This window comes from Stutzerimonas sp. FeSN7, from assembly GCF_030263795.1.
GTDB lineage: Bacteria > Pseudomonadota > Gammaproteobacteria > Pseudomonadales > Pseudomonadaceae > Stutzerimonas > Stutzerimonas stutzeri.
Map to the genome: position 1 here is coordinate 4750535 of NZ_JARPMN010000001.1, position 23491 is coordinate 4774025.

The 23491-nt window shown below is 65.8% G+C and carries 23 protein-coding genes and 1 pseudogene; 12 read left to right on the plus strand and 12 right to left on the minus strand.

Annotated features, from left to right (window positions below; all coding sequences use genetic code 11):
- Window positions 1-90: 90 nt before the first annotated feature.
- The 3 genes from P5703_RS22625 to prlC are packed head-to-tail and all read right to left on the minus strand — an operon-like array spanning window position 91 to window position 3188.
- Window positions 91-858: a DUF1835 domain-containing protein gene (locus P5703_RS22625; protein WP_285589967.1), complete on the minus strand. Its 768-nt coding sequence runs from the start codon at window positions 856-858 to the stop codon at window positions 91-93.
- A gap of 3 nt (window positions 859-861) precedes the next feature.
- Window positions 862-1140 carry a YheV family putative zinc ribbon protein gene (locus tag P5703_RS22630; protein ID WP_013984497.1) on the minus strand — a complete coding sequence of 93 codons (279 nt, stop codon included), beginning with the start codon at window positions 1138-1140 and terminating at the stop codon, window positions 862-864.
- On the minus strand, window positions 1137-3188 hold the full coding sequence (prlC, locus tag P5703_RS22635; RefSeq protein ID WP_017244945.1) for an oligopeptidase A: 2052 nt from the start codon (window positions 3186-3188) through the stop codon (window positions 1137-1139). Before prlC ends, P5703_RS22630 begins: the two co-directional genes overlap by 4 nt.
- A 225-nt stretch (window positions 3189-3413) precedes the next feature.
- On the opposite strand from prlC, the gene P5703_RS22640 reads away from it, so the two are divergent.
- On the plus strand, window positions 3414-3950 hold the full coding sequence (locus P5703_RS22640; protein ID WP_013984495.1) for a gamma carbonic anhydrase family protein: 537 nt from the start codon (window positions 3414-3416) through the stop codon (window positions 3948-3950).
- 6 nt (window positions 3951-3956) lie between these two features.
- Here the strand turns inward: P5703_RS22640 and P5703_RS22645 are convergent, their stop codons facing one another.
- Window positions 3957-4382, minus strand: a complete 426-nt coding sequence (locus tag P5703_RS22645; protein WP_003303634.1) for a VOC family protein — start codon at window positions 4380-4382, stop codon at window positions 3957-3959.
- 176 nt (window positions 4383-4558) lie between these two features.
- On the opposite strand from P5703_RS22645, the gene P5703_RS22650 reads away from it, so the two are divergent.
- Window positions 4559-5542, plus strand: a complete 984-nt coding sequence (locus P5703_RS22650; RefSeq protein ID WP_111482040.1) for a zinc-dependent alcohol dehydrogenase family protein — start codon at window positions 4559-4561, stop codon at window positions 5540-5542.
- 112 nt (window positions 5543-5654) lie between these two features.
- Window positions 5655-5828 (plus strand): hypothetical protein, encoded by a 174-nt coding sequence (locus P5703_RS22655; RefSeq protein ID WP_013984493.1) that lies wholly within the window; start codon window positions 5655-5657, stop codon window positions 5826-5828.
- Window positions 5829-5849: 21 nt separating this feature from the next.
- Here P5703_RS22655 and pgm read toward each other — a convergent pair whose 3' ends face one another.
- The gene (pgm, locus tag P5703_RS22660; RefSeq protein ID WP_279642476.1) at window positions 5850-7514 is read right to left on the minus strand and encodes a phosphoglucomutase (alpha-D-glucose-1,6-bisphosphate-dependent); all 1665 of its coding nucleotides are present in this window, start codon (window positions 7512-7514) and stop codon (window positions 5850-5852) included.
- A 251-nt stretch (window positions 7515-7765) separates the two neighbouring features.
- On the opposite strand from pgm, the gene P5703_RS22665 reads away from it, so the two are divergent.
- Together P5703_RS22665 and P5703_RS22670 are read left to right on the plus strand one after the other, a co-directional pair.
- The gene (locus tag P5703_RS22665) at window positions 7766-7963 is read left to right on the plus strand and encodes a DUF2934 domain-containing protein (protein WP_011915152.1); all 198 of its coding nucleotides are present in this window, start codon (window positions 7766-7768) and stop codon (window positions 7961-7963) included.
- A 184-nt stretch (window positions 7964-8147) separates the two neighbouring features.
- Window positions 8148-9629 carry a YdgA family protein gene (locus P5703_RS22670; protein WP_279642477.1) on the plus strand — a complete coding sequence of 494 codons (1482 nt, stop codon included), beginning with the start codon at window positions 8148-8150 and terminating at the stop codon, window positions 9627-9629.
- A gap of 121 nt (window positions 9630-9750) precedes the next feature.
- Here the strand turns inward: P5703_RS22670 and P5703_RS22675 are convergent, their stop codons facing one another.
- Together P5703_RS22675 and P5703_RS22680 are read right to left on the minus strand one after the other, a co-directional pair.
- Window positions 9751-10653: a LysR substrate-binding domain-containing protein gene (locus tag P5703_RS22675; RefSeq protein WP_084903957.1), complete on the minus strand. Its 903-nt coding sequence runs from the start codon at window positions 10651-10653 to the stop codon at window positions 9751-9753.
- A 127-nt stretch (window positions 10654-10780) separates the two neighbouring features.
- A complete protein-coding gene (locus P5703_RS22680; RefSeq protein ID WP_264886974.1) occupies window positions 10781-11320 on the minus strand; it encodes a DUF421 domain-containing protein in 540 nt (179 codons plus the stop codon).
- 417 nt (window positions 11321-11737) lie between these two features.
- On the opposite strand from P5703_RS22680, the gene P5703_RS22685 reads away from it, so the two are divergent.
- Together P5703_RS22685 and P5703_RS22690 are read left to right on the plus strand one after the other, a co-directional pair.
- Complete coding sequence (locus tag P5703_RS22685; protein WP_279643159.1) at window positions 11738-12232, plus strand: hypothetical protein; 495 nt, start codon at window positions 11738-11740, stop codon at window positions 12230-12232.
- 103 nt (window positions 12233-12335) lie between these two features.
- Complete coding sequence (locus P5703_RS22690) at window positions 12336-12902, plus strand: DUF1993 domain-containing protein (RefSeq protein ID WP_125882349.1); 567 nt, start codon at window positions 12336-12338, stop codon at window positions 12900-12902.
- A 151-nt stretch (window positions 12903-13053) separates the two neighbouring features.
- On the opposite strand, the gene P5703_RS22695 is transcribed toward P5703_RS22690, so the two are convergent.
- A complete protein-coding gene (locus tag P5703_RS22695; protein WP_125882350.1) occupies window positions 13054-14289 on the minus strand; it encodes a patatin-like phospholipase family protein in 1236 nt (411 codons plus the stop codon).
- A gap of 425 nt (window positions 14290-14714) precedes the next feature.
- On the opposite strand from P5703_RS22695, the gene P5703_RS22700 reads away from it, so the two are divergent.
- The 4 genes and pseudogenes from P5703_RS22700 (at window position 14715) to P5703_RS22715 (ending at window position 18164) form a co-directional block, all read left to right on the plus strand.
- Window positions 14715-16550 (plus strand): ABC transporter ATP-binding protein, encoded by a 1836-nt coding sequence (locus tag P5703_RS22700; RefSeq protein WP_111482084.1) that lies wholly within the window; start codon window positions 14715-14717, stop codon window positions 16548-16550.
- Window positions 16551-16730: 180 nt separating this feature from the next.
- A complete protein-coding gene (locus P5703_RS22705) occupies window positions 16731-17129 on the plus strand; it encodes a Type 1 glutamine amidotransferase-like domain-containing protein (RefSeq protein ID WP_285589989.1) in 399 nt (132 codons plus the stop codon).
- Between the two features lie 242 nt (window positions 17130-17371).
- Window positions 17372-17664: pseudogene (locus P5703_RS23985) on the plus strand (GNAT family N-acetyltransferase).
- 62 nt (window positions 17665-17726) lie between these two features.
- Window positions 17727-18164, plus strand: coding sequence for a hypothetical protein (locus tag P5703_RS22715; RefSeq protein ID WP_285589992.1), 438 nt, complete (start codon window positions 17727-17729; stop codon window positions 18162-18164).
- A gap of 123 nt (window positions 18165-18287) precedes the next feature.
- Here P5703_RS22715 and P5703_RS22720 read toward each other — a convergent pair whose 3' ends face one another.
- Window positions 18288-20105, minus strand: coding sequence for a bifunctional metallophosphatase/5'-nucleotidase (locus P5703_RS22720; RefSeq protein WP_151321034.1), 1818 nt, complete (start codon window positions 20103-20105; stop codon window positions 18288-18290).
- Between the two features lie 226 nt (window positions 20106-20331).
- Between P5703_RS22720 and P5703_RS22725 the strand changes: the two genes are divergently transcribed.
- The gene (locus P5703_RS22725) at window positions 20332-20835 is read left to right on the plus strand and encodes a DUF4126 family protein (protein WP_011915140.1); all 504 of its coding nucleotides are present in this window, start codon (window positions 20332-20334) and stop codon (window positions 20833-20835) included.
- 58 nt (window positions 20836-20893) lie between these two features.
- On the opposite strand, the gene P5703_RS22730 is transcribed toward P5703_RS22725, so the two are convergent.
- From P5703_RS22730 to yghU, 3 genes are all read right to left on the minus strand, one after another.
- Entirely contained in the window at window positions 20894-21286 is a 393-nt protein-coding gene (locus tag P5703_RS22730; protein WP_011915139.1) for a hypothetical protein, read from the minus strand.
- A gap of 178 nt (window positions 21287-21464) precedes the next feature.
- The gene (locus tag P5703_RS22735) at window positions 21465-22295 is read right to left on the minus strand and encodes a hypothetical protein (RefSeq protein WP_041755851.1); all 831 of its coding nucleotides are present in this window, start codon (window positions 22293-22295) and stop codon (window positions 21465-21467) included.
- Between the two features lie 235 nt (window positions 22296-22530).
- A complete protein-coding gene (gene yghU, locus P5703_RS22740) occupies window positions 22531-23373 on the minus strand; it encodes a glutathione-dependent disulfide-bond oxidoreductase (protein WP_045633672.1) in 843 nt (280 codons plus the stop codon).
- Window positions 23374-23491 lie beyond the last annotated feature (118 nt).

The following is a 23491-nucleotide window of genomic DNA, read 5'->3' on the forward strand; positions in this document are numbered from 1 at the left end:
TTTATCAGCGGTACGGCTGCGTAAGCGCTGGCGTGGCGGTGACCGCTGTCTGTCGTGAGGCCGTGAAGCAGAATCGTTCGGCGTGCGCCTTCACCTCCGGCGCACCTGCAGATCACGATAACCGGCGGCGGGGTCGCCCCATAATTCCAGATGCCCCGCGGTAGTCAGCTCGCGGGCGCGCCAGTAGAGGAAGAGATCGGTGGCGAAGAAACCGTCGCAATGGCCCATGACCTCGGCCATCGCACGCGCCAGCGGTGCGAATTCATCCGGGCTGGCGGCGATCAGCGTCGCGTCGATCAATTGATAGTCTTCGCCGCTAAAGGTCCCATTGTCCCAGCGCCGAATGCCATAGGTGCCGGCGCATTGCTGATGCCAGACCGCGGCAAGCTCGGTCTGGCGGGACACCGAAACGGCCTGTGGCCGGTAGAGCGCCGCCAGCGCCTCGGGCGAATGCATGGACACCGCTTTGCGCCGACCGGCGCGGCTGTCGCCTGTACCGCAGGCCACTTCTTGCAACCGGCAGCCCTGCAACGCCGCGCAGACCCGTGCCAGCAGCAGCTGTTCGGATGCGCTGTCGCCATGCCAGACGATCACGTCGTCGGCTTGCCCGGCGAGCTCTGCCAGCCAGCGCGCATCGGCGGCCAGGTCGTGGGCGAACAGCGGGCGCGGCGTCAGCTCGTCAGGCCACAGCTGCTCCCAGAAGGCGACACGGGCGGCGCACGGCGGGCTGTCCACATCGCTCAGCGGGCCGACTGCCAGGTCATCGCGCAGCACCCGGACCTCCGCACCCGGTTCGCGGTCGGCCAGCAGGTTGCGAACACCATCGCCGGCCAGGTCACCGCAGGTCAGGTGCAGCACCCCTTACTCCGGCTTCTTCAACTTCGGATTAGGAAAAAACTGCACCGACTGCACTTGCGGGTTGGCCGGCTTGGGCTGGACCTTGTTCACTCGCGTGCCCAGCTCCATGGGTACCGACTGGCCCTGGGCGTTGAGGGTGTCGGCGTAGCCGCAGTCGATGCATTCGCGGTGCGGGACACCGTCGACATCCCACATCTTGATGCAGTCCGTGCCGCTGCACGCCGGGCATACGGCCCCGGCGATGAAGCGCTTGGTGGTGACTCGGGATACTTCGTTGCTCATGCCGCGGCCTCCGCTACCAGCCCGAGGTGGCGCAGCAGGGCGTCGATGGACGGCTCGCGGCCTCGGAAATCGACGAACAGTACCATCGGCTCCTGGGAGCCGCCACGCGCCAGGATGGCCTCGCGGAAGGCGCGGCCGGTCTCGGCGTTGAACACCCCTTCCTCCTCGAAGCGCGAGAAGGCGTCGGACGACAGCACCTCGGCCCACTTGTAGCTGTAGTAACCGGCGGCGTAACCGCCGGAGAAGATGTGCGCGAAGCTGTTGGGGAAGCGGTTGTAGGCCGGCGGCCGCATCACCGAAACCTCGTCGCGGATGTGTTCGAGCACCTCCAGCACGCTGCGTCCGTCACCGTGGGTGGCGTGCAGTTCGAAGTCGAACAGGGAGAACTCCAGCTGGCGCGCCATCATCATGCCGGACTGGAAGTTCTTCGCCGCCAGCATCATGTCCAGTTTGTCCTGTGGCAGGGCTTCGCCGGTCTGGTAGTGACCGGAGATCAGCGCCAGGCCTTCGGGGTCCCAGCACCAGTTCTCCATGAACTGGCTGGGCAGCTCCACCGCATCCCAGGCCACGCCGTTGATGCCCGACGCACCAGCGTGCTCGACCTGGGTCAGCAGGTGGTGCAGGCCGTGGCCGAATTCGTGGAACAGCGTGGTGACCTCGTCATGGGTCAAGAGCGCCGGGCGCTCGCCCACCGGCGGGGTGAAGTTGCAGACCAGGTTGGCCACCGGCGTCTGCAGCGTGCCGTCTGCGGTGCGGCGCTTGTCGCGGGCGCCGTCCATCCAGGCGCCGCCGCGCTTGTTCGGCCGCGCGTAGAGGTCGAAGAAGAAGCGCCCGACGTGCTCGCCGTTCTCGGTGATCTCGAACAGCCGCACGTCCGGGTGCCAGCCGTCGAACTGCTCCAGTTCATGGATCTGGATGCCATACAGGCGCTGGACGATGCCGAACAGCCCGGACAGCACCTTGTCGATCGGGAAGTAGGCGCGCAGCTCTTCCTGGTTCAGGCTGTAGCGCTGCTGGCGCAGCTTCTCGGCGTAGTAGCCCAGGTCCCAGCTCTGCAGGTCATCCAGACCCTGCTCGGCGGCGAAGGCGCGCAGTTCGGCCAGGTCGCGTTCGGCGAACGGCTTGCTGCGCACCGCCAGGTCGCGCAGAAAGCTCAGTACCTGCTCGGTGGATTCGGCCATCTTGGTCGCCAGCGACAGCTCCGCGAAGTTGCGATAGCCCAGCAGGCCGGCCAGCTCGTGACGCAGCTCGAGGATCTCGGCCATCACCGGGCCGTTGTCGAACTGCCCGGCATTCGGGCCCTGGTCCGAGGCGCGGGTGCAGTAGGCGGTGTAGACCTCCTCGCGCAGTCCGCGGTCGTCGGCATAGGTCATCACCGCGTAGTAGCTGGGGAATTCCAGGGTGATCAGCCAGCCGTCGAGGCCCTTGGCCTTGGCCGCCTCGGCCATCTGCGCCTTGGCCGAGTCGGTGATGCCGGCCAGCAGGCCCTCGTCGGTGATGTGCCGGGTCCAGGCCTGCGTGGCGTCCAGCAGCTGGTTGGAGAACTTGCTGCCCAGCTCGGCAAGCTTCATCTGGATGGCGCCGAAGCGCTGCTGCTCGACCGGCGGCAGGTCGATACCGGACAGGCGGAAGTCGCGCAGCGAATGCTCGAGGATGGTCTTCTGTGCCACCTCGAAACCGGCCGCCGCGGGGCCGGAGGCAAGCGCCTGGTAGGCCTCGAACAGCGCGCGGTTCTGCCCCAGTTCCGTGTAGTAGGCCGACAGCTTGGGCAGGCAGGCCTCGTAGGCGGTGCGCAATTCCGGGCTGTTGCACACGGAGTTGAGGTGACCGACCGGCCCCCAGGCACGGGCGAGGCGATCATTCAGCTCGTCCAGCCCGACCACCAGGGTCTGCCAGTCCAGGCTTTCGGCCGGGCGGCTGAGCAGCTCCTGGATCGCCACGCGGTTGTCGCCGAGGATGGTGTCGACGGCCGGCTCGACGTGTTCCGGACGGATTTCGGAATAGGGCGGCAGGTCGAATTGTTGCAGCAGGGGATTGTTCGCGCTCACGGGGACACCTTGTGACGAAGAGGGTTGCAGGCCGCTCGCTGGAGCGAGGCCGGACGTGGCAGGCAGATGTCCTAGATGGACGCGCTGTCGTGCTTTTTCAACGCCGGTCGGCCGGTTGTTACTCTGACCACGGCGGGCGGCATGCTGCTCAGCCCGGCTCCGCAGCGGCAATGCCGGCCATCTTAATTACAATCGACCCTTCCCGCAGCCAAAGAGGTTTCTATCGTGGCGATACGCAGCTACCAAAACAGCACTCCGACACTGGGCGAGCGCGTGTTCGTCGACGACTCCGCCGTGGTCATCGGCGATGTGGAAATCGGCGCCGACAGCTCGGTGTGGCCGCTCACGGTGATCCGCGGCGACATGCACCGCATCCGCATCGGTGCGCGCTCGAGCATCCAGGACGGCAGCGTGCTGCACATCACCCATGCCGGGCCGTACAACCCGGACGGCTTCCCGCTGACCATCGGCGACGAGGTCACGGTCGGGCACAAGGTCACGCTGCACGGCTGCACCCTGGGCAACCGAATTCTGGTGGGCATGGGCTCGATCGTGATGGACGGCGTGGTGGTCGAGGACGAGGTGATCATCGGCGCCGGCAGCCTGGTGCCGCCGGGCAAGACGCTCGAATCGGGCTACCTCTATGTCGGCAGCCCGGTGAAGCAGGCGCGCCCGCTGACCGACAAGGAGCGCAGCTTCTTCAGCTATACCGCCGGCAACTACGTCAAGCTCAAGGACCAGCACCTCGCCGAGCGCGGCTGATCCCGCTCACTTGGCGAACAGCTGGCCGATGTCCTTGAACGCCTTGAATTCCAGAGCGTTGCCGCAGGGGTCGAGCAGGAACATGGTCGCCTGTTCGCCGACCTGGCCCTGGAAGCGCACGTAGGGCTCGATCACGAAGCGCGTGCCGCGTGCCTTCAGCCGCTCGGCCAGCGCCTCCCATTGCTCCCAGCCGAGTACCACGCCGAAGTGCGGCACTGGCACGTCATGGCCATCCACCGGGTTGCTGTGCGCCGCCTCCTGATGCGGCATCTTCGGCGCCTCGTGGATCACCAGCTGGTGGCCGAAGAAATCGAAATCCACCCAATGCTCGCTGCTGCGGCCCTCGGCACAGCCGAACGCCTCGCCGTAGAAGGCGCGGGCGGCGGCCAGATCGTGGACGGGGATGGCGAGATGGAAGGGCGAGAGCGTCATCGGGTCGTACTCCGGAAATGGCAAGACGTTTCGAGTGTAGAGGCTTTCTGGCCGTACCGAGCATCGCCGGTGGGCTTCGGCCCGGCAGAAGCGCCTTGATTCACAACCGTCCCTAGAGCCTTTTTTCGCCGATCGGCCTACCCTGCAGCAGACCGGAGGCGAAAGGAGAGACGTCGATGCGTGCCATGTTGCTGGAACAGATTGGCCAACCCTTGCAGCTGCGCGAGCTGCCCGTGCCGCAACCGGGGCCTGGCGAGGTTCGCGTGCGGGTGCTGGCCTGTGGCGTCTGCCGCACCGATCTGCACGTGGTCGACGGCGAACTGCCGGAGGCGCCGCTGCCGATCATTCCCGGCCACGAGATCGTCGGTCTGGTCGATGCCTTGGGCGAGGGCGTGACCGGCTTCGAGCCGGGCCAGCGGGTCGGCATTCCCTGGCTGGGGCACACCTGCGGTACCTGCAGCTATTGCCAGCACGCCGAGGAAAACCTCTGCGACGCGCCGCAACTCACTGGTTACACGCGGCCCGGCGGCTATGCCGAATACGTGGTGGCCGATGCCCGCTTCGCCTTTGCCCTCGGCGAGGAGGGCGACCCCGTGGCGCTGGCACCGCTGCTCTGCGCCGGGCTGATCGGCTGGCGTTCGCTGGTCAAGGCCGGTGACGGCAAGCGTCTCGGGCTATACGGCTTCGGTGCCGCGGCGCATATCGTCATGCAGGTGGCGCGCTGGCAGGGGCGCGATGTGTATGCCTTCAGCCGCCCGGGCGATGTGGCGGCGCAGGACTTCGCCCGTTCGCTGGGCGCGGTCTGGGCCGGTGATTCGGGCGAGCTGCCGCCGGTGCCGCTGGATGCCGCGATCATCTATGCGCCGGCGGGCGAGCTGGTGCCGGCCGCGTTGCGCGCGCTGCGCAAGGGTGGCCGGGTGGTCTGCGCCGGCATCCACATGAGCGATATCCCGAGCTTTCCCTACGACATCCTCTGGCAGGAGCGCGAGGTGGTCTCGGTGGCCAATCTCACCCGCCAGGACGGCCTGGAGTTCTTTCCGGTGGCCGCCCAGGTCGGCATCCATACCGAAACCCACGCCTACCCGCTGGAGCAGGCCAACCAGGCACTGGATGACCTGCGCAACGGGCGTTTCCAGGGTGCTGCGGTGCTGGTGCCCTAGCGAGATGCGCCAGGGCGCAAAGCGCTGGCGCGGTGCGGCGAACGGCAAGGATCGGATTGGCGATGGCGCAGTCACACTCCAGACAGCCAATGCCAAATGAAGGAGCCCCGCCATGAGCGTCACCGTGAGCAAGCTCCAGGGCGACGAGATTCCCGAGCATCTGCGCGGGCCGGATATCCGGGTGGTCTACCGGGTGACCGATGCCGAGGGCCACAGCCGCTACCTCACCGACGAAGTCGAAGCTGCACAGCTGGCGGTCAGCATCAGCGACCGCCAGCAGCGATAGCCCGGGGTGGGGCCGTGAGCCTCAGCCGGCCAGCACCGAGTCCACCAGCGCCTTGGCCTCGGCCTGGATGCGTGCCAGGTGCGCTTCGCCCTCGAAACTCTCGGCGTAGATCTTGTACACGTCCTCGGTGCCGGACGGCCGCGCGGCGAACCAGCCATTCGCCGTTTCCACCTTCAGCCCGCCGATGGCTGCGCCGTTGCCCGGTGCTTCGGTGAGGATGCGCGTGATCGGCTGGCCGGCCAGCTCCTTCGCCGACACCTGCGATGCCGACAGCTTGCCCAGGCGTGCCTTCTGCTCGCGATTGGCGGCAGCGTCGATGCGCTGGTACACCGGCGCGCCGAAGCGGTCGGTCAGCGCCTGGTAGCGTTCGCTCGGGTCCTTGCCGGTGACTGCGGTGATCTCCGCCGCCAGCAGGCCGAGGATCAGCCCGTCCTTGTCGGTGGACCAGGCGCCGCCCTGCTTGTCGAGGAACGAAGCGCCGGCCGACTCCTCGCCGCCGAAGCCCAGGCTGCCATCCATCAGGCCGTCGACGAACCACTTGAAGCCCACCGGCACCTCCACCAGGCGACGGTCGATGCCGGCGGCAACACGGTCGATCATCGAGGAGGACACCAGCGTCTTGCCGATGCCGGCCTCGACGCTCCAGCCCGGGCGATGGGTGAACAGATACTCGATGGCCACCGCCAGGTAATGGTTGGGGTTCATCAGCCCGCCGGAGCGGGTGACGATGCCGTGGCGGTCATGGTCGGTGTCGCAGGCGAAGGCCACGTCGAAGCGGTCCTTGTTCTCGATCAGCCCGGCCATGGCGTGCGGCGAGCTGCAGTCCATGCGGATCTTGCCGTCCCAGTCCAGGCGCATGAAGCGGAAGGTCGGGTCGACCACCGTGGACAGCACCTCCAGCGGAAGGCCGAAGCGCTCGGCGATGCGCGGCCAGTAGTGCACACCGGCGCCGCCCAGCGGGTCGACGGCGAACTTCAGGCCCGAGCCGCGGATGGCGTCGAGGTCGATCACCCGCTCGAGCCCGCCGACATGGGCGTCGATGAAATCGAAGCGCTGGGTGGTGGCGGCCTTGAGCGCCTGGCGGTAATCCATGCGCTTGACGCCATCGAGACCGGCGACCAACAGCGCATTGGCGCGCTCCTGAATCCACTTGGTCACGCCGGTGTCGGCCGGGCCGCCATTGGTGGGGTTGTACTTGAAGCCGCCATCGCCCGGCGGGTTGTGCGACGGCGTGATGACGATGCCGTCGGCCAGCCCGCTCGTGCGGCCGCGGTTGTAGCTGAGGATCGCGTTGGAGATCGCCGGGGTCGGGGTGTAGCCCGGCTCGCCGCCGGTTTCCGGGCAACCGGCGTCGATGCGCGTCTCGATGCCGTTGGCCGCCAGCACTTCCAGTGCCGAGACGAACGCCGGCTCGGACAGCGCATGGGTGTCCATGCCCATGAACAGCGGGCCGTCGATGCCTTCCTGGCGGCGGTAATCGCAGATCGCCTGGGTGGTGGCGAGGATGTGCCACTCGTTGAAGCTGCCCTTGAGCGAGGAGCCGCGATGCCCGGAGGTGCCGAACGCCACCTGCTGCGCCGGGTCGGACGGGTCCGGTCGGTCGCTGTAGTAGCGCGCCACCAGGCGCGGCAGATGAGTCAGGGTGTGCGGGTCGGGCAGGCGTCCGGCGTTGGGGGCGATGCTCATGGGGCGGTCCTTTGTGAAGAAGGCGATGCGCCGGCCGTTCCGGGCGCGGCGAAGAGCGAATGAAACGCCAGTCGGCGTCGTTTATCCAGAGCTAAGACCGCAGCGACGGTGGCGGTTCCCTGATCGCCGGGGCCCGCGCTGCTGCGCCCCGGCCAAGCGCGCTCGTCGCCCCGCCGGAACCTGTAGCGGGCCGGCCTTTCTTCTGCTTAACGGCCGGCAATTCGCCGGCCCGTTACCCGGAGATTTCAGCCATGAACGTCGACGAACGCATCCGCCAGCGCGCCTATGAAATATGGGAAGCCGAGGGCCGCCCCGAAGGCCAGGAAGCCGACCACTGGCAGCGCGCCCGGGACGAGATCGAACCCTTCTACAAGGAAGGCAACGCCGAAGCCGGCGGCATCGAAAGCAGCGTGGCCATTCCGATGCCGAAATCGGGTGGCGACCGATAGCGGCGCCGGCAGGGCGGCGAGGACGCGGCACGCGTCGTCCCGCCCGAATCTGCTGCGACGTTCTCAGCCTTTTCATCCGGATGCCTGGTGCGCTGGAGCCTGTCGAGGCGCGCTGCTAGAGTGCCGCCGCTTGCCAACCACCGGCTGACAGGACGTCTGCCCAGCCGCCGCACAGGATGCTTCCATGAAAAAGCTCGCGCTCGCCGTAGCCGTACCCCTGGCCCTCTTCGGGGCCGCCACTTTCTACACCAGCACTCAGGTCGAATCGACCGCCCGCGATGCCGTCGACCAGGCCAACCTCAAGTTGCGCGAGATGGGCGTCGGCGCCGGTGCCGATGTCAGCCTCACCCTGCTCAGCTTCGAACGCGGCCTGCTGTCCAGCACCGCGCGCTACCAGATCGACATCGATGTAGCGGATGACGACGGCAACACCGAGCACTACGCCCTGCTGCTGAACGATCGCCTCGAACACGGCCCCTTTCCCGTCTCGCGCCTGAGCCGCGGCCAGCTGATGCCGGTCGCCGCGCAGAGCCACTTCGAACTCGAACGCACGCCGCTGACGCAGAAGCTGTTCGACGCCGCCGCCGGCGAAGTGCCACTGGTGGGCGAGGTGACCATCGGCTACGACGGCGGCCAGGCCGGCGATCTGCGCACGGCCGCGCTGAATATCGAAGACGAGGACGGCAGCGTGCGCATCGCCCCCGCCAACCTCAACTTCGAGGCGAACAGGGACGGCAGCGACGTACGCATGGACGGCGAGCTGGCGGAAGTCGATATCGACCTGCAGCGCAGCGACAGTGGCCAGCCGGTACAGGTGAGCCTGCGCGGCATCGGCCTGAGCGCCGACAAGCAGGATTACGACGCCGGTTTCGGCTTCGGGCCGTCCGCCATCACCCTGCAGCGCATGGAAATCAAGGCCGGCGACGAACCCGCCGTGGTCATCCAGCAGGCCTCCGTCGAGGAGGCACTGAGCCGCGGCAGCCGTGGCCTCGATCAGACCATCGGCTACCGCATCGGCGAGGTCAGCGCCAAAGGCCAGACCTTCCGCAACCTCGCCCTCGTCTTCAGCCTGCGCAACCTCGAGGAAAGCAGCCTCAAGGCCCTGGTGGCGAGCTACAAGGACATCCTCGAGCAGAGCGCCACCCCGCAGGAATCCTTCGCCGGCATGACCAGCGCGCAGCAGCAGGCACTGCAGGCCCACGGCCTGCGGCTGCTCGAACACAAGCCCACCCTGGCCCTCGACGAGTTCGGCTTCGAAACCGCCCACGGCGCGGCCCGCCTGTCGGTCGTGCTCGACCTGCAATCGCCGAGCGCAGAAGCCTTCACCCCGGACGCGATGATCACCAGCATGCTCGCCTCGCTCAAGGCCGACGCCGGCATCGACAGGAACCTGGTGCGAGACATCGCCGGGCTGGTCGTGCAGAACAACGCGCGTGACGGCCAGCTCGACCAGGCGGCACTGCAGCAGGAAACCGAGGCCGCCACCGAGCAGTTCAGCGGCATGGCGCTGAACACCGGCTGGTCGCGTCTGGAGGGCGAGCGGCTGGTCAGTTCGCTGCACTACGCCAATGACAAGGTGACCTTCAACGGCCGCGAAATGAGCGTGCCGGAGTTCCTCGGCTTTGCCTTCGGCTCCGTACAGAACGCCGGCCTGCTGGGGCAATAGTCGGCGCTACTGACGCACCTCGGAAACGGCCCTGCCATCGGTGACCCGATGGACAGGGCCGTTTCACTTCCTGGCGTTCGACCGGCGCCACCGCCTGGATACCCGGACGCGCGACCCATGCTCAGTCGTGCGGGGCGCCGGCTCCCAGGCGCTCACTCAGATAATCCAGAAAACAGGTGATGCGCGAAGCCAGCGCGCTGTTGCGGTAGTACACCGCGTTGATCGGCTGGCGCACGTCCACCCGCTGTGCCGCCAGCACCTCCACCAGCTCGCCGCGCTGGCGGTCCCGGCCAGTCATGAAGTCCGACAGGCTGGCGATCCCTTCGCCGGCCAGCGCCAGCTCGCGCACGGTGTCGCCGCTGGAGGCGCGTAGCGCCGGGTTGATCCGCCAGCTCTCGCCGAGCGCGTGGCGCAGCGGCCAGTCGTTGAGACGATCCGGCTCGGTAAAGCCAATCAGGCTGTGCTCCGCCAGGTCCTCAACCTGTTGCGGCGTGCCATGCCGCGCCAGATAGGCCGGGCTCGCCAGCACCCGGCGCGTGGTATGGCACAGCGGCCGTGCATGCAGGCTGGAATCGGGCAGCGGGCCGATGCGGATGGCCAGATCGATGCGCCGCTCCAGCAGATCGACGATGCGGTCGTCGCTGTGCAGCTCCAGTTCGATCAGCGGATAGCGCGTGCGGAAATCGCCGATCAGCGGGACGATCACATGCAGCATGAACGGCGAGGCGGTATTGACCCGCAAGCGCCCGGCCGGCGCCTGCCGCCGCAGCGCCATCTGCTCCTCGGCTTCCTCGACGCTGGCAAGAATCCGCCGCGCCTGCGCCAGGAACGCCTCGCCTTCCTCGGTCAGCTCCAGGCGCCGCGTGGTGCGGCGCAACAGCGTCACCGTCAGCTTGTCCTCCAGCCGACTCAACGCCCGGCTGACACCCGAGGCGGTCTGTTCCAGCTGCTCGGCCGCAGCGCTGATCGAGCCACTGTCGACCACGCTGACAAAGGCGAGCATTTCGTCGAGGTTGGTTTTCATCGGTGGGAATCGCATCGAAGGGCGGGAACAACGAGTCTGGCGGCAGCGCCGCGCGGCGGCAACCGGACCGGCACGGGCCCCCGGCGGCGGGCCCGTCGATCAGCCGCTGGCGAAAGGGGCCACGGCCTCAAACGTCCTTTTCGTTCGGCCCCGGCACATTCACCCCGTCCAGCGTCGAACGGCTGTCGCCGGCGCCATCGGTGATCACGCTGAAACTGCCGTCGGTTTCCAGCACCACCGCCTCGATGCCATCCAGCGCGGCCAGCCCCTGACTGCGCGCGGCGGCCCGCACCTCGTCCTCGGTCACCCGCGCCACGCGCATGGCATCGCCGAGAAAACGCCCGCGAAAGAACAGCAGCGCCGGCTCGCCCGTCACCGTACGCCGCACCCACGCCACCCGCACGCTGGACCAGGTGACCACATACTGCAGCCCGATCAACAGCGCGAACGCCAGCACCCCCTCGGTCAGCGACACATCACGATTGAGCAGAATCGTCGCGAAGGTCGAGCCCAGCGCCACCGTCACCACCAGATCGAACGCATTCATCTTCGACAACGTCCGCCGCCCGGACAGACGCAACAACAGCACCAGGCTGATATAGGCCAGCACACCCACCACCAGCGTGCGTATCAATGTCGTTCCGCTACTGAAAAACATGCCTTCCACGATCACCTCCATAACTGACCTATGCAGGGGTGGACAGGGTAGGTGGGCGGAAAGTACTTACGGCGCAAGTGATCGCGCGTAGGTGACGGCGTGAAAAACGAGGATTAATTCATCGCCTGCTTTACCCATACGGAAGCAGTGGCTAATGTGCCATCACGCGCAGGAATTGCGATTTTTTCGTGGTTCCGCTGTGACATTACGAGCTACTCCGGCCCTTTTGCACTCGCGGCTCTATCATCAGGGCCAGCGCCCGAGCGAAAGCGGTGGTGCATAAAAAGCAATACGAGCGCTGACCGCTGTATTGTCCAAGTTAGAGCAGGTCTGTGCGAGCCGAAGAGAATGTTATACACCACGCCCGTTCGGCGTGTTTTATGCACCAATTGGTGTCTGATTGTAGTTGACTATTACGAGATTCATGTGACCACTGACGAACTAAGAATCAATAACTTCATTGACTCGCTGAAGCTCTCTCAAAGGATGTTTAACCTTGGAATGCTGATTTCTTTTTTGGCAATTTTTGTAGCTTTTAACCCCGGAGGAGTGGAGCAAGCTAAAATACCAATTATCGATATAACCATTAACTCGAGGGAGCACTTTGTTTCGATTTCAGCATTTTTCTTTTTAATTACGGGCGTTTATATGAATTTTGCAGTAAAACGCTGCTGTTCATTAATAACAAGAATTGAAAATGAAGAATTTGCAGATGCCGCGAAAAGCTATCCCTCGATAGTTAATTCAAGCTTTCTTTACACAATAATCATGGTTGGATCTCTTGCTGGGGTTTGGGCTGCCGCGATCACCGAGGCTTACAACATAAAAGGTTTTTATGGTGTGATATTAGCAAATATAGTTATTACACTATATATCCATGCTGCGCGAAGCAGTAAAAAAATAACACCGACACATGGCTGACAATGCGATCAATTCAAAAAAAGGGGATAGATTTTTCAGGCGGCTAGCTCCATATCCCTTGAAACGTTCTTCGTCATAGCCCTCATGCCAACAGGAAGCACCCATGCAACTAACAACCCTCCTCATCCCAACCTACACCCAAATGCTCAAAACGCTCTCAGGCTGGCTAAAGAAGGCGCAGGCCCAGCTACCGGAAGCCGAGGCGCAGGCGTTGTTATCTGCGCGGCTGGCGCCGGATATGTTTCCGTTGTCGACTCAGGTGCGCTTTGCCTGTGTGCAGGCGCGGGAGGCCGTTTGCCGGCTGAGAGGCGAGGCCTTTCCGGCGGTGATCAACGAACTGTTGGAAGAGGGGCGGCACGCTGGCGAGCGGCCGGGCACGCTGGCCGATGCCTATGCCCGCATCGATGAAACGGTGGCGTTGCTCGACGGCCTCGCCGCCGATGCGCTGGATATGGAGGCGGACAAGCCAATCGCCCATGAGCTGGCGAATGGGATGATCTTCGACCTGACTGCGCAGCAGTACGCCCGTGACTGGACGCTGGCGCAGTTCTATTTTCACGTGATGACCGCGTATTCGATCCTGCGTAAGGAAGGGATCGAGCTGGGCAAGGCGGACTACGTGGCGCATATGCTGCCCTATCTGCGGCCGGAATCGGTTCCGAAGGGGTAATGGCTGCTCTGCCGTCCGAATGTCTCGGTGTAGCCGCGCAGGGCGCCGAAGCTCGTGTCACGCGTAATCCAGGCGATGGTGCATGCCCTTGAGCCGAGGTGGCCTGGACGTGACGCGTGGAAAAGGCTTCGCCGTTTTCCACCCTACGCGCTCATCGGTCACCGCTCACCGCAGAAGCGCTGTGCGCGCTTGGCGAGAGCAGCTGGCTGCGCTGCGCTGGCTTTTCGAGCCTGAGAAAAGCCCTGAGCTCGGCTTGCTTGGCCATGGCGTCCTGGTAACCCAGTTCGATCAGGTCACTGCAGTAGCCGGGTTCGAACAACAGGTAGCTCAGCAGCCCGCCGCCGCCTTCGCGCGTGCCGTCAGGGCCGCGCAGGAACAGGCGCATGGCGGCGGGTAGCTCTTTTCGATGGCGGGCGGCGATCCTGTCCAGCGGCTGGCTGGGGGAAATCACCAGCACCTCGACGGGCGTCAGGCCGTAGGCGCGCTTGCGTTTTTCGGCCGGCACCAGTTGCCCCAGCAGGTTGAGGCGCTCCAGCAGTTCGATATCACTCTCGACGTTGTCGATGAAGGTGCTGTTGAGCATGTGTCCGGAGATTTGCGCCAGGCTGGGGCTGGCGCCGGTTGGCCGCGGTGTTGGAGCGGTCTCGCTCTGATCATCCACCGGATTGCCACTGACCCCGACCACCAGCACACGTGTGGCGCCCAGGTGCAGGGCAGGGCTGATGGGTGCGGTCTGGCGTACCGCGCCATCGCCAAAGTACTCGCGGTTGATCTTTACCGGCTCGAAGATCAGCGGAATAGCGGTGCTGGCCAGCAAATGGGGTATCCCCAGGCGGGTCGGCACACCTACCCGACGATGGCGCAGCCATGGATCGATGGCCGCATGCCCCTGATAGAACGTCACCGCCTCGGCCGACTCGTAGCCAAATGCCGTCACCGCTATCGCGCGCAGTTGCCGCTGGCGGAGGGCCGCGGCGATGCCGGAAAAATCCAGTTCACGCTCGAGCAGCCCGGCCAGTGGCGAACTGTCGAGCAGCGCCACGGGCACCTGCTTGCCGATACCGAGCACGCTGTGGCCGAGGAAGCGGCTGGCCTGGCGCAACACGCCGGGCCAGTCGCTGCGGTAGACCTGATCGGTATGAAAACTGCGCCAAACGCTGCTCAACCGCCGCACCGCCTCGCGAAAATGCAGGGCGCCGCAGGCCAGGCTGACGGCATTGATCGCGCCCGCCGAGGTGCCGACGATCACCGGAAACGGATTGCCCGACGAGTCGGGCAGCAGATCGGCGATGGCCGACAGCACACCAACCTGATAGGCCCCTCGTGCGCCGCCGCCGGAGAGGATCAGCCCTGTGGTATCTGGGTTTTTTACTGCGTCCTCGGTCATCGTCGATTCCAGTTCGAGGTTTTCGGTAGTGCCTGCGCTTGCCGCAGGAACAATGAACGGCAGGTCATCGAAAGGGGTCGGTCGCCTCGCTGGCGACGGCGGCAGAGATTATCAACAGGGCAATACGCTACCAATCAAAACACGCCGGTGTGTCGCGCCGCTGGGTTTTATTGGGCGCTGTGTTTCGAACGTTCACCCGCGGCACTGCGGATGGCTGCCTTGCAGTCAGCGCGTTGGTGAGGTTGTTAAGAACGCCGTGCGCCTCTTATCTTGCTAACCTCATTCTGTAACCCGCGTGCCAGAGCATGTGGGTTTGCCTTCGCACACAGCACCTGCGCCTCCGGGGCGCTGTTCCATCGGCCGGCTTCGGCTGTCGACCGCTACACGCCAACCGCCCGCCCCACTCGCCAGAGCAGACCGTGCCCATGTTGTTCCGCCGTTTCGAAAACCTGATCGACGTCTTCAAACCCAGCCCGGACGTTGCGCCGCCGGCCGGGATGCTGCACTTCTATGCCCATTACCTGAGGCAGGTCTGGCCGTTGATGACGGCCGTGCTGGTGGTGGGCTTTTTCGCGGCGCTGATCGAGGTGGCGCTGTTCAGCTTTCTCGGCCAGTTGATCGATATGGCCCAGGCGACCGATGACGCGCGGACCTTCTTTGCCGAGCACCGCAACGCGTTGCTGTGGATGGCAGCGGTGGCGCTGGTCATCCGGCCGCTGGTATTCGGCCTGCACAACCTGCTGACGCATCAGGCGATCAACCCGGGGCTGACCAATCTGATCCGCTGGCAGAACCATCGCTACGTGCTCAAGCAGAGCCTGAACTTCTTCCAGAACGACTTCGCCGGGCGCATCGCCCAGCGGGTGATGCAGACCGGCCCGTCGCTGCGCGATTCGGCCATGCAGGTGATCGATGCACTGTGGCATGTGGTGGTCTATGCCGGCAGCGCGCTGTATCTGTTCGCCGCCGCCGACCTGCGCCTGATCGTGCCCTTGCTGCTGTGGATCGTCGGCTACAGCGCCGCGCTCTGGTACTTCGTGCCGCGTATCCGCGCGCGTTCGGCGGCGGCGTCCGCGGCGCGTTCGAAGGTGATGGGGCGGGTGGTGGACGGCTACAGCAACGTCGCCACGCTCAAGCTGTTCGCCCACTCGCGCGAGGAGGAGAGCTACGCCCGCGAGGCGATGCAGGAGTTGCTCGGCAAATTCCGCCTGCAGTCGCGGGTGATCACCAGCCTGGATTTCCTCATCACCTGCATGAACGGCCTGTTGATCGTCGGCACCGGCGCGCTGGCGCTGTGGCTGTGGAGCGAGGCGCTGATCACCACAGGCGCCATCGCCCTGGCGCTGGGCCTGGTGATCCGCATCAACAACATGGCCGAGTGGATCATGTGGGTGGTCAACGGCATCTTCGAGAACGTCGGCACCGTGCAGGACGGCATGAAGAGCATTGTCCGGCCGCGCGACGTGCTCGACCCCGAGGACGCCAGGCCGCTGCAGGTGGAGCAGGGCGGCGTGCGCTTCGAGGATGTGCATTTCCACTACGGCAAGCAGGGCGGGGTAATTAGCGGGCTGACCATCGACATTCGCCCGGGCGAGAAGATCGGCCTGGTCGGGCCGTCGGGTGCGGGCAAGTCGACGCTGGTCAACCTGCTGCTGCGCCTCTATGACCTGGAGAGCGGGCGCATCCTGATCGACGGGCAGAACGTCGCCGAGGTCAGCCAGGAAAGCCTGCGCGCCAATATCGGCGTGGTCACCCAGGACACGGCGCTGCTGCACCGTTCCATCCGCGACAACCTGCGCTACGGCAAGCCCGATGCCAGCGAGGAAGAACTCTGGGCCGCGGCGCGCAAGGCCCGCGCGGACGCGTTCATCAAGACTCTGGACGACAGCCAGGGCGGCAAGGGCTTCGAGGCGATGGTGGGCGAGCGCGGCGTGAAGCTCTCCGGCGGGCAACGGCAGCGCATCGCCATCGCCCGGGTGCTGCTCAAGGACGCGCCGATCCTGGTGCTCGACGAAGCCACCTCGGCGCTGGATTCGGAGGTCGAGGCGGCGATTCAGGAGAGCCTGGATACCCTGATGGAAGGCAAGACGGTGATCGCCATCGCCCACCGGCTGTCGACCATCGCGCGCATGGATCGGCTGGTGGTGATCGACCAGGGGCAGGTGATCGAGACCGGCACCCACGCCGAGCTGATCGCCCGCGGTGGCCTCTATGCGCGGCTGTGGCAGCACCAGACCGGCGGTTTTGTCGGGGTGGATTGATAGGAAACGGGCAAGCCAGGGGTTTTTCGTCCACTCTGCTTGTCGGCCTGTTGGAAGGCGCGGCGCGGCGCGGCAGCGCTGAGCTGTCCCGCCGTGTTCTCAATAACCAGGGGCGGGGTGGGCGAGCCTGAATCCAGTCGAGCGCAGAGGTGCATATGAACATTTTCCTGACATCCTCCTTTGCTGAAGTCGTGGACTTGTTTGTCAGGTTCACCAAGGGCGAGTGCAGCGATCGATGAACTCGAGGTTTCAACCGCAACTCAGGACGAAATCGTCAGCAAACTGGAACGCGGCGATTACATCTATGTGTCCGGCGGCAACACCTTCTTTCTGCTGCAGGAGCTGAAGCGCACAGGCGCGGACCTGCTGATCGCCGAACACGTCAGAGCCGGGAAGTGCTACATCGGCGAATCCGCCGGCTCCGCGATACTCGCCCCCAGCATCGAATACATAACGGCGCTGGACGATGTTTCTGCCGCGCCTGATCTCGAGTCCTTTGCGGCCTTGGGGTTGGTCGATTCTACCCGCTGCCGCATTACCGAAACGAGCCGTTTGCCGAGGCTGTCGAGCAGGTGCTGAAAGAGCATGGGGATGCGCTGGATCTCCGGCCATTCAGCAATAACCAGGCGATCGCCTTGTCGGGCGGCCATGCCGAGCTTCAAACCCGTGGTGATTGAGTTTCATACCCGGCCCGAGCCTACTTGCGGCCCACCTTGGGCGACTCGGCGCAGGGCGTTTCGTCGTCGATTCATCTGAACCCTCCCACACTGCGTCCACTTCGTACCTCTAGCCACAGCCAAAGAACCGAGAGGGAATCTTCCATGACCGATAAACAAGCCAGCGTCCGCCACGATGCTGCGCAGCAGCGCTATGAACTGCTGGTGGAGGGCCAGCCACTCGGCTTTGCTGCGTACAGCGAGCAGGGCGAGCGGATGGTCTTCACCCATACCGAGGTCGACCCAGCCTGTCCGGGCAGGGGCTGGGTAGCGTGCTGGCCAAGGGCGCGCTGGACGATGCACGGCGGCGCGGCAAGCGCGTGGTGCCGCAGTGCGAGTTCATCGCCAGGTACATTGAGCGCCACGAGGAATGGCAGGACCTGGTCGATCCGCTCTGAGGTCGATATGCAGCGGCGGGCTTCAGCCCGCCAACGGTCGCGACCGGGGTGATGGTCGTGGTGTGCCGCCGCCTGGCTTAAGCAGAGGGCAATCGCGTGGATGGTCGAGAGTTTGTCTGGCGCATTTCAAGCTCAATGCCGAGCAGCGCCTGCGGGGCTTCAACTTCTTCGTGGTGCTGGCGATCTTTGCCGATGGCGGTGTACTGGCGGCCCTGCAGCAGGGCTTCTCGCCGGGGCTGCTGATTCTACTGGGCGCCTTCACCGTCTTGCTGGCGCAGGTGTTCTGGCTGGTGGACGCGCGCAGCCGGCAACTGCTGGAGCTGACCATCGTCGCACTCAAGGAGATGGAGGCCAACTATCCCGAGAGTTACCGGCTGTTCGCCGCCGATGCGCTGGGGCAGAGCCGGGTGATCAGTTACACCTTCGCCATCCGCGCACTGCTGCTGGCGCAGATGGGCTTCGGCCTGGGTGTGGTCGGCTACGGACTCTGGCAATGGTGATGGCGCCGCGCGACCTGTGGCGGGTCACGCGGCGATGGCGCTGTAGCTCGTTGCAGCTACGCGGGGGATGGCGGGTGGGCTGACGCCCGGCCCTACGGGGTGTCGGCCTCGTTTGTTCCGGCTTCAATCCACCCGCTGGATACGCCCCTCGACGCTGGCGCTGAACGGTTGCGGCAGGGCTTCGATGTAGCCCACCAGCGCATCCAGATCCACCGGGCCGACGACGCGGTTATGGCCTTCGTTGAGGATGGTGAAGTTGTCGCCGCCGCCGGCCAGGAAGGAGTTCACCGTGACGCGATAGGTTGCCGCCGGGTTGATGGGGGCGCCGCTGGCGTCGCGCATTTCGATCACGCGGTTGCCCTCGGGGCGGTTCGCGGCCCAGCTGTACAGGATGCCGGAAGGCTTGAGCAGGCGCGGGTAGCTCTGGCCGACCCACTGCTGTTCGAGCAGGGTCTTGATCTGCGCGCCGGTGAGGTCCATCGAGACCAGGTCGTTGGCGAACGGCTGGATGGCGAACAGTTCGCCCCAGGTGACCTCGCCGCCGTCGAGGTCCGCGCGGATGCCGCCCGGGTTCATGAAGCTGATCTGCGCACCGGTGGCCACGCGCTGGGCGTCGGCAATCAGGTTGCCCAGTGCGGATTCACCGGCGGGCGTCTCGGTGCGGGTGATGGCCCCTTGCGCGAGGCCGACCACCCGCGCCACCAGCGGCTCGACGCGGGCATCGGCCTGGGCCACCAGCGCGGCGACTTGCGGGTCCGGCGTGAGGCCTGCGCCCTGGTCGGCCCAGGTGGTGAGGATCGCAGCGGATTTCTCGACGACGTCGCGGCTGCGGCGGCTGACCAGAAGCTCGATGTCGGCATAGGCGGTGCCCGCCGAGAAGGCCTGCGTCACCAGGATCGGCTTGCCGTTGGCGTTGGGTAGCAGCGCGTTGGTGAAGCCGTGGGCATGGCCGGAGATGACCACATCCACCTCGTCATCCAGGCGCTTGACGATATCGACCACCGGGCCGACCACGGTGTCCGCCTGGGCGTTGGTCGGGCCGTTGTAGCTGGTCTGCTGGCCGCCCTGGTGCAGCGCGACGATGATGGCGCGCACGCCCTGGCGGCGCAGTTGTGCCACCGAACGGTTGATGGCGGCCGCTTCGTCGATGAAGCGCAGGCCGGCCACGCCGCTGGGCGAGACGATGGAGGGGGTTTCCTTCAGCGCGGCGCCGATCACGCCGATGCGTACGCCGCCGGCGTTGTAGATGGTGTGCGGTGGCAACAGCGATCGGCCGCTCGACTGATTGATGACGTTGCTCGACACCGTGGGGTAGCGCGCGCCCTGCCAGTTATCTTCGAGGTAGGGACCATCGGCATGGTTGCCACCAGTGAGCTGGCGCAGCAGCTCATTCTTGCCATAGTCGAACTCGTGGTTGCCAAGGGTGCCGACCACGTTGCAGCGCTGCTGGGCGAGGTGCTGGGCGCTGCGGGGCAGCTTCATCTGCCAGCTGAATGGACGGCAGAACGGATTGGCCAGCAGGTTGAGCAGGCTGATCGCAGGCTCGTCGCGCAGCAGGGCGGAGTTGGGTGGCGAGGCGCCGACCTGGTCGCCGTCGTGAACGATGAGGGTGTACTCGCGGCTGGCCGATCTGAGGTAGGACGCCAGCACCGCCGCGCCGCCTGCCGGCCTCCCGGCAACGGTGCGCGGCGACAGCTGACCATGGAAGTCGTTGATGCCGAGGATGTTCACCGACACCACCGGCTCGGGGCGCCAGTCCGGTGCGCGCCAGCGGCGTCGCTCGCTGGCCTGCTGCCGGGCCTGCAGTCCTTCCTGGCGCTCCTCGCGGTAGTCCTGCTCGGTGGAACCGTGCTCGGGCTGATTCTGGGTCTGGGCCAGCGTTGGGGCGGCAAGGCCGATCAGGCCTGCGGCGAACAACCAATCCAATACGCGCATACGCATTGTTGTTTTCCTCGGGTGCGGTGGGATGGGCAGGGACCGAAACTAGGAAGCTCAGGTGGCAGGTTGATGACGGCCGGTTTGCGTTATGACGAGCGCCGACGTGCGGCTTCGTAGCGAAGTGCCATGTCTGTCGCGCCCTGGTGTCGCCCGTCGATGCCCGGCAGATGGCGCCGAACGCCTGCTGCCAAAGGCCGGTCGGTATTAACAACCACCGGGAGATCTGATGATGTCGACTTCGAGCAATCTGATATGGGCCGCGCTGGCGATCGGGGCGGTGACGGGCATGCGCAGCATGCTGGCGCCAACGCTGGTCAGCCGGGCGTTGAGCGAGCGCGATGATCTTGCCGGGGCGGGGGAGGCCGCGCAGTTGCTCACATCGGATACGGCGCAGACCTTCCTGCCAGTGCTCGCGGCCAGCGAGATGATCGGCGACAAGATGCCCTTCGCGCCGGACCGCACCATCGTGCCGTCGATGATGTTCCGCGCGCTTTCCGGCGGTGCGAGTGCGGCGGCGCTGGCGGGTGTGCGCCGCGAGCCCGTGCTGCTGCCCGCGTTGCTCGGTGCGACGGCGGCGCTGGTCGCCGCCAGGGTCGGGCTGGGTCTGCGCAAGCCGTATCAGCCCAGGCCGCTGGTCAATGCCGCGCTGGGTGCAGTCGAGGAGTGCCTGGCGTTGACGGTTGGTCGAGCCGGGCTGCGGCGCGCATTGGGAGACGGCCGGGGCGAACGTTGAGGCGTGCGAAAGGTGGAAACGGCGTTGCCGTTTCCCACCCCTGGGCTTTTGCCGGGCCTCAGTCGGCGCGGCGGCCGGGCTTGTGCGGGTTGCTGCCTAGCAGACGCGTGTTCGCATCCGGGTAGCGATAGGCAAAGAGGGCGTGCTGCTTGGCCAGTTCGGCCTGCATGGCTTGCTGCTCGTGGGCGGGCAGCTTGGCCAGGTATTTCCGGATGATGGCGTACTTGGCGAACATCAGTTCGTCGAAGGCTTCCTGCTGTTCGATCTCGTACGCTCTGGCGCGGCGCTCGCGCAGTGCGGCCTGGTCGGTGTGCATGTTGCCGCCCTCGTGCAATACGAACGCACGCTGCGAATCGCCTTCGGTCTGCTCCATGGCAAGCCGGGCGGCCCAGGCAGTCGGGACGAAGGATAGACAGAGCAGCAGGCAGACGGTGGTTCTCGGCGCAAGCATGGCGCGGCCCTCGGCAAACACGCGGCCGACGGGCCGCTCGAGGTGCAGATTACGCCAGCCCCGAGCTGCGCTTCACTCACGCTGGCTGATGCCAATCGCCGCAGGGTGGCAGCGGCGACGACAGGGTGGGCTGCAGCCCACCCACGCCGTTCCTCGCTCACGCCTGGCGACGACCGCTTCAGCTCGGTCGCTGGATCACGCAGATCCGGTCACGGCACAGCCCGGCTTCGCGCGTGCCGACGCCGGGCGCGATCTCCGGCGCATCGCTGTTGCTGCCGTGGCCGGTGATGCCGGCACCGGTCGGGTGGCTGGTGGCGGTGGTTTCCGGGTAGTCGGTGCCGGCGCGCTTGGCCGCGCTGCCGATGTCGTAGCGCCCGGTGTCGGCGGTGTTGCTGTCGTGGTAGGCGCTGGGGGTAGAGGCGTGGGCACCGACTTCAGCCGCAGCGCCGGTGCCGGCGTTGTCACCGAAGCGTTCGCTGGCCGAGTGCAGGCCGGCGCCGGTGGTGGCGCCCGTCGTTCCGCTTGTGGGTCGGGTGAAGTGCTTGTCCAGGTGGCTGTCGCCGCCGGTAGCGCCGGCGTAGGGGCTGCTGGGGCCGGGATAGCCGTCTGCCGTGCCGCTGCCGCCGTGCTCGTCGATATCGATGGCGCCGTTGTACTCCAGCGCGTCGCGCGCCCTGGCCAGCTGATCCTCGTCGACCACATCCACCGCGATCACCAGGGCGCCGCGGCGTACCGCGTCGGGATAGGCGGTCGCGTAATGCCGGTGCTGTTCATGTGGCTCGTGGCCGAACAGCGATTTGAAGAAGTGCGCGACCTTCGATTCGTGTTCGTGGCGGTCCACCGGGACGTCCGGGCTGGTGCTGTAGGGTGCGTCGTAGGCATGGATATCGGCGCTTTCGGCGCCCACCGCATGGATCTGCTCGCGGGGAATGCCCCGCGCCATCAGGTCGCCGCGGGTGCGATTGGCATCGGTCAGCGTGGCGAACGCTGCTACCAGTGTGTGTTTCATGGTTCACCTCACGTTGTGTCGAACAACCGGGTTTGCGAGCACGGCGGGGCATCGGCCAACGCGGCGCTCATAGAGGTTGGGTCGAGGCGTACCGGTAGAGTTCAGCGGTGGGTATCAGCGGTCGGCGCTGGGGGAGAAGGACGTGCGCACGTCCGGCGCATGTGGAACAGGCAGGCCGTTGCTGACCTGCACACCGATGCGGGTGGGCGACGCCGCGCCACCCGCAGGGAAGTGATCAGTCGAGGTCGGCGGCGCTGTGACGCTCGGGCGCCTGTTCGGATTCATCGCCCCAGGTGCGGTTGACCTTGCGTCCGCGGATGACCGCCGGGCGCTCGGCAATCTCGCGAGCCCAGCGCTGCACATGCTGGTACTCGTGCACCGAGAGGAACTCGCCGGCGCCGTACAGCTCGCCCAGCACCAGCCCGCCGTACCAGGGCCAGATGGCCATGTCGGCGATGCTGTAGTCGTTACCGGCCACGTAGCGATGCTCCGCCAGCTGACGGTCGAGCACGTCGAGCTGACGCTTGACCTCCATGGCGTAGCGGTTGATCGGGTATTCGTATTTTTCCGGTGCGTAGGCGTAGAAGTGGCCGAAGCCGCCGCCGAGGAAGGGCGCCGAACCCATCTGCCAGAACAGCCAGTTCAGCGTCTCGGTGCGTGCACGGACCTCAGTCGGCAGAAAGGCGCCGAACTTCTCGGCGAGGTAGACCAGGATCGAGCCGGATTCGAACACCCGCAACGGCTCGCCGTCGATGCTGCGATCCACCAGCGCGGGGATCTTCGAGTTCGGGTTGATCTCGACGAAGCCGCTGCCGAACTGGTCGCCTTCGCCGATGTTGATCAGCCAGGCGTCGTATTCGGCACCGCGGTGACCGAGGGCGAGCAGCTCCTCGAGCATGATGTTCACCTTCACCCCGTTGGGCGTGGCCAGCGAATAGAGCTGCAGCGGGTGCTGGCCCACCGGCAGCGCCTTCTCCTCGCGCGCACCGGCGGTCGGTGCGTTGATGCTGGCGAACTTGCCGCCCGACGGGGCGTCGTGGGTCCAGACCTTCGGCGGTACGTAAGGGGTATCAGGCATGGCGATCTCCTCGAACGGGAAACGGGGGATGTGCCGGGCATGCTACGCGCTCTGCCGGCATGGTCGAAATCGAGCCGGTCGATATTGGTCATCGACGGCGGATGATTCGTTCGTCGTG